The following is a 9,085-nucleotide window of genomic DNA, read 5'->3' as shown; positions in this document are numbered from 1 at the left end:
GTAGGCGCCGGTCAGCGGTCGAAGGCGCGTAGGCGGCGCTGTTCGGCGGCGCGGCGCTTCGCGATCGCGGCCGCGTTCCGGGCCGCTTGGTCGAAGGCGCGCTGCAGACGCCGGGTCATCTTCTCCGCCTCTCGCAGCGCCTCGCGGGTCTGCTCGAGTTGCTCGTTGAGCCGGACCAGGTCGGCCTTGAGATCCGCGTTCCGGTGCTGATGTGCGTCGAGCGCCTCCTCGGTCCGGTCGCGCTCGGCGTCGGCCTCGGCGTAGTCGGCCTCGGCCTGGCCGAGCCGCTCCTGCTGTTCAGTACGGCGGTCCTCCAGGGTGCGGTCAACCTGTGCTCGGCCGCCGGGCGGTGGAGCGCTGCGCTTTGCGGTCTGTGGCTGCGCGGGCATGCGAGCGGGCTGGGAACGTCGTACGACGCGCGGTCGCATGGGAGCGAGCTGGGCTGGATCGCCGTTCTCGTCCACAACCCCGAAGCCAACGTGGCGCAGGGCACTGGTCAGTTGCCCGGTCCGCAGGAGCTGTGCGGCGCCGGGGTCGACCAGCGCGGCGTCGAGGGTTTCGGTCAGCCGCTCCGCGGTCTGCACAGTCACCTGGCGGCCGCCGGCGGCTTGGTCCCGGGCGATCTTCACGAGCTGGGCGACCAGGTCGTGTCGCTGCCGGGTGAGTTCGCGGCGCCGTGCGCTGTCGGCCGTCAGATAGGTCTCGCGCAGCTGCTCACCGAGCTCGGTCAGTGCATGAATGCCGTCCGGGTCGGCCCGGACCAGCTGGTTGGCCAGCCACGCCGAGACGGTGGGCTTGCGCAGAGCCCTAACTGCCGCCGCGGCCCGCTCGTCGCCGCAGTCACGCATCGCCTTCGCGAGCGCGTTGCGGGCACCGACGAATGCCTCGGGCGCCAGCCCATACAGCTCGACTACCGCAGCGTCCGTGTCCACCTCTCCACGATGCGCGGATGAACCGGTGTGAGCAACGCCGGTCGTGCGACCGAGGGCATTGCCCTTACCTGTCCATGGGCTCGAGGTCAGCTGATCCGAGGTCCGGTCTGAGCCGGATGTACCGCAAGGAGTGCCTTGCCTGTCCAGCTTGCGTTGCGGGGTCGACGGCAACCTCGGCCACGATGACCGGGGTGACTTTGGTCAGCGGCTTCAGCGCGTCCTTGCCACCCCACCGGTATGAGGTGATCTCGTCCGGCCAGGGGTGATCTGGGCCGGCGGGTGAGAGGACTGCTCCGAGCTGGGCCGACTGGGTCGTGGTGAGCGGGACTGTTCGGCCGACGATGAGGAGTTCACCGGTCTTGCTGTACTGGCCGGCGATGACGACGTCGGGGCGGGTGATCGGCCCGAGGACTCCGCCAACGATGACCTCTCGGGTTTCGCGGCGCCGGACCTTCACCCAGCTCCGGGATCCGCCGACGTACCTCGTGCCGGCGCCCTTCACGACAAGGCCTTCGATCCCCATCTCGCCAAGCGTTTCGTACCACAGCTGCGCCTGGTCGACGTCGTCTGTCACTGGGGTGAGCTGCAGCGGCGGCCTCCAGGTCGCGGCGAGGGCCGCGAGGCGCTGACGGCGTGCAGTCCAGCGCTGGGTGCGCAGGTCGACGCCGTTGATCGACAGCAGGTCGAACGCGACGTACGACGCGGGATGCTCGACCGCTCGGGATCGTCGCTTCCCTCGGCCGGTGGCGAGCCGACGCTGGAGCGCGTCGAAGCTGAGTCGATTGTCGGCCAGGATCACCAGCTCGCCGTCCAGTACGACGCCCTCGGGGAGTTGCTGGACGGCGGCGGCCGCGACGTCGGGGAAGCTGGCGGTCAGGTCGTTGCCGTTGCGGGACCACAGCCTGGCCTCGCCTTCCCGGCGGATCAGGATCGCGCGGAAGCCGTCCCACTTCGGCTCGTACCAGCTTCCGCCCATCATGTCGTCCGGGCCTGGGATCTGCTCAGCGGACTTGGCCAGGGCAACCTCGACCGGTCCGGTCAGGCCGGCCGGGATCCGGACCGCGTCGTCAGCGCGCCGGCTGGCCGGGGTCATCAGGTCTCCGGGCCCGCGGGTAGCCGAAGGGTGGCCAGACGACTACGACGACTTTCTCGACCTTCAGCCGCTGATCGCGCTTGGGGCAGAACCGGTGGTGCTCCGGGACATCAGCTCCCAAGCACTTGCCACACGACCATTCGCCGACCACAGCCACCAGCATGCGCTCGCTCATCGGCTGCTGTCGCCCCATTCCTTACTCCGCTCAGGCGGCAGCGCCCGGTACTGCGGCCGGAGGTAAGTCGTACGCCGGATCGTGCAGGAACGCGCCGTAGGGGCGGAGGAGCTCGGGGTCGATCTGGTCGATGGGGTAACAGTTGACGCCCGTCCAGACCCAGATCTCCTGCCCGGAAATGCCGGCGGATCGCTCGTAGCCCAGCGCCCATCCTGCGCCGGCCGGCGTCGTCCGGCCCATCCTCTGGGTTGCGAGGATGAACCCCGCCCAGTCCTCGCGGCTGAAGGTCTGTCTGTCGCCGGGGCCGCCGGACAGCTTGATGTCTGCGTTGTTCGGTCCATTGGTCATCAGCTGCCTCCGGTCACGATGCGTCGCTGGTCTGCCGCAGGTCGTGCGCCTGCACGAGGCTCACCCGGCCGTCGCGGTCACGGAATCGGCCGTACCAGATCCCGGCTTCGCGTACCCAGGCGTCGATCTCGCCGTCGGACCATTCGGCCCGCCGTGCCGGCCTAGGCGCTTCAAGGCGCCGGATCGCGTCCGCGGGCCGCGGGCCGTGCGCGTCGTACTGGAGCTCCAGCTCGATTGCGGTCTCGGCCGCGGTCAGCTCATCTTGTAGGCCGCGGGCGCGCCAGCCGTTGACGGCGCCGTCCCAGACGCCGTACTGGCCGTCGGCCGCGTCGTCAGGCCGCACCGTGAACCGTCCCAACATGTTCATACGATAACCCGTACTCGAACACATGTTCTAGTGGGAGGGTTTAGCGCGGCCCGGAATCGTCATTCCTGCCCGGTGGCAGGCTCGTCGGGAGTGTCGGCACGACGTGGCAGGCTGGCGGCATGTGTGGTCGATACGCCTCGGTTGCGAGCCGGGCGGAGCTGCTCGAGCGGTTCGTCGTGGCCGAGCAGGACGCCGACGAGCTCCGCGGCCAGGACTTCAACGTCACGCCGACGAAGGACAACCCGGTGGTGATCGCTCGTGTCCCGAAGGACCCTGGCGAGGATGCGGACCCGGTGCGTGAGCTCCGGACGTTCCGCTGGGGTCTGTTACCGTTCTGGGCCAAGGACATCAAGGTGGGCGCGAAGATGATCAACGCCCGCGCGGAGACCGTCCATGAGAAGCCGGCGTACCGACGTGCGTTCAAGGCTCAGCGCGCGCTGATCCCGGTCGATGCGTTCTACGAGTGGCTGGAGACCGACCAAGTCGGCAAGTCGGGCAAGAAGCTCAAACAGCCGTTCGCGCTTCGGCCGAGCGACGGGTCGACGCTCGCGTTGGCCGGGTTGTACGAGGTCTGGTACGACAAGTCGCTGCCGAAGGATGACCCGAACGCGAAGGTCCCGACCTACACGATCATCACGACCACGGCGACCGACAGCGTCGGTCGGATCCACGACCGGATGCCGATGGCAATCACACCCGACAACTGGGACAAGTGGCTCGACCCTCGCAACCACGACGTCGACCAACTACGGGAGCTGATGGCGCCACCGGTCGACGGGAGCCTCGACATGTACGCCGTGTCGAAACTCGTGAACAACGTCAAGAACAACGGGCCTGAGCTGCTTGCGCCTGTGCCCGCCGAGCACTGACCTGTCAAGCTCGGAACCGTAGTCACGAGAAAGAGCACCAGGGGCTCCGCCCCCGGATCCCCGCCCTTCCCTCCGAGAATTCCGGAGAGGAGAGGTGGGTCGCTCGTCGATCAGGTGGGCGAGCCGAGCACACCGAACAACCCGCGTCCAGACTCGCTGACGCTCGGCCTTCGGCCTGGACACGGGCCGCTCGGCGCGCTCCCCAGAGGGCACCTGACCGACGAGAGCCCCACCTCCAACGCATCCACCGCACCGCGGGCCGACGTCCTGGGTCCGCGCGGTGACAGGATGCGCGCATGTTGCTAGCGGCTGCGATGTTCTTCCTCGGGATCGGCTGCGGGGTCGGTCTCTGCCTGGTCGCCACCTCTGGCCGCCGAAAGGCCGGACGGCGGTCCTGACGTTCTGTGACCGCGACCAACACGAACCAACGACATACCACCATTTGAACAACTGCGCCAATAGCACAGAGTGACAATCTCTCATACGACCGAGGATTGTGTAGAAAGTGGCGTACATCGGCTATTCTTGTGTCTGCCGGTCAGTGGCATTCGACGCAAGTCGGGTCAAGGTTCTGAATCGACTATCCATCCTTGCTGCGGGGTCTCGCCCTCGTCATTCGAGGCCGGGGCGCTGAGCAAGGAAGGAGGACGATGATGGAACCAGCTGGTTGGCGCCGGCTGCTCGCTCTGAAACAGAAAGCCGAGCCTGTGTTCCGCGCAATCGGGGTGGTCTCCCGAGCGGTACGTACAGTCTCGGCTCTCTGCCTCATCTGGATGAGGATCCACGGCGACAGCTAGGTAGTACTGCGTGAGGCCGTTCCAGGTTGTCCAGCTTGCTGGGCAACCTGGTGGTCTCTACTCTACACGTTCTTAGTTTTCATTCCTAGACAAACTTACCGTGCGAAAGATCCACAACTTTCTGATCATCCATAAGAACGAGATTTGTGAAGATCATAAAGAGTGATCTTAGATCGAATCGTAGAGTTCGGCGTACGACGAAACTAGCGATCACAGTACCGCGAAGGTTTCCGCTGATCTTCGACGGACGATGAAAACTAGTGTTCACCGTATGAAGAAGTGAGAAGATTCTAGGAACCGCCGGAGACGTCGGTGATCTGTGAAGACTGTCGGGGCTAGCCGGTACGGTAGCTCTCCGCACTGGCAACGGTGGCCGCACTCGACCCCTGGGGAGCGCGCGGATGGAGTCACTCAAGGTTGTCCGCTGGCAGCGCTACGGCCACGACCGGCTGTACGTGCACGGCCCGGATGGTGAGCTCGGCTGGGTTGATCTCAAGACGGATGCGATCCACGCCAAAACCAACCGGTCCTGGTCGACGACGGCTGATCGGGCTGTCGCGGAATGGAAGAGCCGCAACCTGAACGACCAGCCTCGCGCGACGTCGCCGCCGGCGAGCAGCTCTCCTCGAGTGAGCACCGCGCCTCAGGTTAGGGAGTGGCACGGCCGCGACCTGGCGCGGAATCGCTCCGGCGCCCGGGTGGCCGCCGAGGCTCAGGCGAGGACCACGTGGCGGACACATCTTGGTCGAGCGCTGGGGCTGCGTACGGCGGCTGGCGCCTGGCGGGAGGGCTCGGCCGGCGAGCGGCTGGTCGGTCAGACACTGGTCTGGGCGCGCCTGTTCGGGTGGCGAGCGCTTCACTCAGTTCCGGTGGGCAGCCGTGGTTCCGACATCGATCATGTTCTGATCGGGCCGGGCGGAGTGGTGACGGTCAACACCAAGCATCACCGCGGTCAGCGGGTGAAAGCCGGCCGGGACGCCGTTTTCGTGGGCACGCGTGAAACTCGGTACGCGCAGAACTCGCTGTTCGAGGCCGGCCGTGCAGCGCGGCTGCTTTCGGCTGCCGCCGGGCCGCCGGTGAAGGTCGCGCCGATCATCGTCGTTGTCGGCGCTAGCGAGCTGCGAGGGCGAAAGACTCAAGGGGTCATCGTGCTCGGCCGCGGCGAGCTGCTGCTGTGGCTCCTCTTCCGGCGGCGAGTGCTGAACAAGGCCACCCGCGACGAGCTATACGCGATCGCACGACGTGAGACCACCTGGGTTCCAGCGTGATGGATCGGCCGGGGCTGGGCTGCCGTGACGCCGTCGTCAGCGGAAGTGATCAGAGGACCTGATCCATCTACACTTCCTCGACAACTGATGTGTGGGCCTGGGGGATGAATGAGTAAGTGGATCTGGGTATCGGAGCTCCCGAGCCCTTCTCTAGAGATTGGTGCGGATCGACAGCTGGGGCCCGATTGGCAGCGGATCGGGACGGTCGACACTTCGCGGGAATCCGAGCTGCTGCATGAGATCCAGCGTCAGGCCGGTCGGCGTGGCGGCCGCACCAAGGCGATCAGCTTTTACGTCGACGCGGACGAGACTGAGTGGGTAACTGGGATCCTTGGCGGATCTGCGCACTCACCGGCGCCCTGGCTCGCGATTGATGCCTACGGCAATCAGCAGAGCTACATGGTGACCAGGCGGCGGGCGAGCTTCGGCGTATCCATGACTAGGCGACCGCCGGAATCACACCCCGGCCTGATTGGCCGCACCTACCCACTGGCGGTACGCATCACTCCCGAGCCCGGCCGAGGCATGTTCAAGGTGATCGATAGCGACCTCGGGTGACCCGTACTCAGGCGCTGTTGGTCGGTATGGCGGCCGGGCGACCGCGGCGGCTCTTGACGCCGCCCGCCGGTGTTGGGAACGGCTTGCCGTCGTTGTGTTCCCTCTCGAGGCGTTCGACGAACTCGAGGACTGCGGCCGTCACGAAGTGGCCGATGTTCGGGTAGTTCGACGGCGAGCTGACCGCGGCATACGCGTTGCGGATCCGGGTGTTCTCCTCGGCCGTGGCATACCCCTGGATGCGGACGAGTCCCTTCTTCGGGGTCGGTTCGTCGGCTGGTGGGGTCTCGGGTTCAGGCACGGCGTCACTCCCTGGGAATCGGATAGAGCAAATAGAACTATATGCCAGGGGAGCCCGGGCCGGCCCTCGTGGGGAAGGTCAGCGCGTGATTGACCGTAGTGCCGACAGTGGGATGTGGATGAGCCTCTGCCGGCCGTCGCCGATCGGGACCCAGCCGACCAGCTGGATCGGACCGTACGCCGACTCGGACCAAGACAGGCCGACCGGGAGCATCCTGGCCGTTGCCGGCGCGCCGGGGTACGTCGTACGGCGGTCGATGTAGTCGACGGTGACGACGTCGGGCAGCTGCTTGAGCAGCTGGCGGACGTGGTCGGTGCGGGCGGGCTCCTTCATGCGGTGAATGATCACGAGGCGGCTCCGATCAGGAGCGCCTCGTCGATGGAGGTGTCGAGCAGGCCGCGAGTTCCGTCGGCCAGGAATCGTACGTAGACGGGCCCGTTGCCGTCGGCGTCCGGGGCCGATCGGGAGATGACCTTGCAGGCACCGTCGCTCGTGAGAAGGGTGTCGCCGATGTGGGGGCGGGTGACGCGGTCGGCGGCCCACTGCTCGATCGTGGCGCGGGCGAGGCCGATAGTCGACAGCGGTTCGGACAGCTCCTCAAGGTTGATGTTCAAGAGTTGGTAGCAGTAGCGATCGGCTCGGCGGCCGGACCGGATGATGACTCCGATGGTGGTCTTGGTGGCGGGCTGGTCGACGGCGATGATCCAGGATTCCAGGTGGACAAGGACGGTGCGCATCGTTGGTGCTCCTCGGTGAAGGTCAGTTCGGGGACTCTGTGGTCTGTTGTTCCAATAGGGCTGGGTGGTGAGGATTGGGCCGGCCTCAACCCGCGGGCGGCAGCGTCGCGTCTGCGGGCTCGATGCCCAGCAGATGCGACTACCGCGCGCGGCGGACCGCGGCGGGCGAGGGGCGCGGTTCCGTCCAACCACGCCCCTCCGGTCCTCACATCGCGGCTGCAAGCTCCATCGCCTTCACGCCCTGGGCCTCGACGTCGGCGGCGGCGTCAGCGCTCTTGATCGTCTGTGCGTACGACGTGACCGCCTGCAGGACACCACCGGCGGTCCGCTGACCACCCTGAATGAAGTGGTCCAGTACGCCGGAGATCTGCTCCTCGCTGAATGCGAGCTTCTTCCCGACCGCCCGCACGACCTTGTCCGCGCCGTCGATCGGCTTTCCGGCGGTCTTCTCCAGGTCGGCGATGACTCGGGTGACGTACCCGACGTCAAGGAAGGTTCGAACAGCGTCCTTGGTCTTGGAGCGAATGAGCTCGATCTCTTTCGCGCGGGTCTCGTCGGACCAGCGGATCAGGCCCTCTGCCATCCGGCTGCCCACGTGCACGGAGCGCTGTACGTCTTTGGTGATCGTCGCGCCGTTGCCGCAGATCTCCACGACAATCTGGGGGGTGATGCTGTACGCACCCGCACCGACCTCGGAATTGGAGATGACGAACCCCGCGAAGACTGTCGGGTTCTCGTCCCCAGTGGCTCCGGTGAACGGCGACCGGTAGCCCTTCAGCAGCTCCGGCGCATATGCCGAGATCTGCGGGGCCAGGAGCCGCACATACATCCGCGAGTCGCTCAGATCGCAACCCCGGACGTCGATGTCCACTCCTGCAGCGCGTACGCCGTCCAGAGTCGCCATCAGGGCGTCAAGGTTGTCGATCAGCTTGTAACCATCGCTGAGGAACGCCCGGCCCAGCCCCGGCCCCTGCTCGCCACGGAACGTCCGCACAAGGAACGACCGGTCATCGCCGGGCACCGCCGGGCGGATCAGCTCGTGCTCACCATCGCGGTTGCGGATCTTCGGCTTCCGCCCGTGCAGCCAACCGTTCACGTTGGCGTCCCACAGGTCAGGGCGGGTCCGGTGGGTGCGCTTGAGATAGCCAACCGGCACGTCAAGCTTGGCGGCCAGACCGTCGAGCATGACCGACGTCGGCTGATATACGCCGTCGACCTGGGTGACACCGTCCTCGGTGAGTTCGGCCTCGGCGCCAGTCACAACGATCATGCCCTCCTCGGCGCGGATGCTCGCCGCCGGTGCCACGAAGTCGACCTTCCGGGTCTGCTGCTCCTGCAGCATCGCGGCCAACGCCTTGAGGTCCTTGTTGCGGAGAGTCGTCTCGTCGGCGGCGGGAGAGGTCTGCTCGATGGTCATTTGAAGCTCCGTTCTGCTTGCCTGATCTCTAATAGTTCTATTCTAGCGAATAGAACTATTAGAGTCCATACAAGAATAGAACTATTTATGTGGCGAGGACCACAGGGGTTTTTGCGGTGGCCGATTAGGCCGGGCAGGCTGTTCTTCGGCCTGCCCGGTGAGCCTGGTCCAGCACGGCGAAAGAGGCTCGGAGTCAAGGGCGGCCGGAGGCCGTCGCCGAAGGCGA

11 protein-coding genes are annotated in these 9,085 nt (G+C 66.3%); 3 read left to right on the top strand and 8 right to left on the bottom strand.

All coding sequences use genetic code 11. The features are described 5' to 3' along the window. Positions 1-11 precede the first annotated feature (11 nt). From ACGFIF_RS43145 to ACGFIF_RS43130, 4 genes are all read right to left on the bottom strand, one after another. On the bottom strand, positions 12-932 hold the full coding sequence (locus tag ACGFIF_RS43145) for a hypothetical protein (protein WP_393163531.1): 921 nt from the start codon (positions 930-932) through the stop codon (positions 12-14). Positions 933-996: 64 nt separating this feature from the next. After that, positions 997-2,025: an ATP-dependent DNA ligase gene (locus ACGFIF_RS43140; protein ID WP_393163529.1), complete on the bottom strand. Its 1,029-nt coding sequence runs from the start codon at positions 2,023-2,025 to the stop codon at positions 997-999. Between the two features lie 205 nt (positions 2,026-2,230). Next, on the bottom strand, positions 2,231-2,548 hold the full coding sequence (locus ACGFIF_RS43135) for a hypothetical protein (protein ID WP_393163527.1): 318 nt from the start codon (positions 2,546-2,548) through the stop codon (positions 2,231-2,233). Between the two features lie 13 nt (positions 2,549-2,561). Continuing rightward, positions 2,562-2,909, bottom strand: a complete 348-nt coding sequence (locus ACGFIF_RS43130) for a hypothetical protein (RefSeq protein ID WP_393163525.1) — start codon at positions 2,907-2,909, stop codon at positions 2,562-2,564. Positions 2,910-3,034: 125 nt separating this feature from the next. Between ACGFIF_RS43130 and ACGFIF_RS43125 the strand changes: the two genes are divergently transcribed. The 3 genes from ACGFIF_RS43125 (at position 3,035) to ACGFIF_RS43115 (ending at position 6,407) form a co-directional block, all read left to right on the top strand. After that, positions 3,035-3,784: an SOS response-associated peptidase gene (locus ACGFIF_RS43125; protein ID WP_393163523.1), complete on the top strand. Its 750-nt coding sequence runs from the start codon at positions 3,035-3,037 to the stop codon at positions 3,782-3,784. 1,198 nt (positions 3,785-4,982) lie between these two features. Then, positions 4,983-5,849: a nuclease-related domain-containing protein gene (locus ACGFIF_RS43120; RefSeq protein WP_393163521.1), complete on the top strand. Its 867-nt coding sequence runs from the start codon at positions 4,983-4,985 to the stop codon at positions 5,847-5,849. A gap of 108 nt (positions 5,850-5,957) precedes the next feature. After that, positions 5,958-6,407, top strand: a complete 450-nt coding sequence (locus ACGFIF_RS43115) for a hypothetical protein (protein WP_393163519.1) — start codon at positions 5,958-5,960, stop codon at positions 6,405-6,407. 7 nt (positions 6,408-6,414) lie between these two features. Here ACGFIF_RS43115 and ACGFIF_RS43110 read toward each other — a convergent pair whose 3' ends face one another. From ACGFIF_RS43110 to ACGFIF_RS43095, 4 genes are all read right to left on the bottom strand, one after another. Next, complete coding sequence (locus ACGFIF_RS43110; RefSeq protein WP_393163517.1) at positions 6,415-6,705, bottom strand: hypothetical protein; 291 nt, start codon at positions 6,703-6,705, stop codon at positions 6,415-6,417. 78 nt (positions 6,706-6,783) lie between these two features. Next, the gene (locus ACGFIF_RS43105; RefSeq protein WP_393163516.1) at positions 6,784-7,038 is read right to left on the bottom strand and encodes a hypothetical protein; all 255 of its coding nucleotides are present in this window, start codon (positions 7,036-7,038) and stop codon (positions 6,784-6,786) included. 11 nt (positions 7,039-7,049) lie between these two features. Next, positions 7,050-7,442 carry a hypothetical protein gene (locus ACGFIF_RS43100; RefSeq protein WP_393163514.1) on the bottom strand — a complete coding sequence of 131 codons (393 nt, stop codon included), beginning with the start codon at positions 7,440-7,442 and terminating at the stop codon, positions 7,050-7,052. 205 nt (positions 7,443-7,647) lie between these two features. After that, positions 7,648-8,859 (bottom strand): DUF932 domain-containing protein, encoded by a 1,212-nt coding sequence (locus tag ACGFIF_RS43095; protein ID WP_393163512.1) that lies wholly within the window; start codon positions 8,857-8,859, stop codon positions 7,648-7,650. Positions 8,860-9,085: the final 226 nt, after the last annotated feature.

It is taken from the genome of Kribbella sp. NPDC049174, from assembly GCF_043197365.1.
In the GTDB taxonomy this organism is placed as follows: Bacteria; Actinomycetota; Actinomycetes; order Propionibacteriales; family Kribbellaceae; genus Kribbella.
The sequence above is the reverse complement of the archived record's forward strand: the minus strand, read 5'-3'. Positions and strand labels throughout refer to the sequence as shown.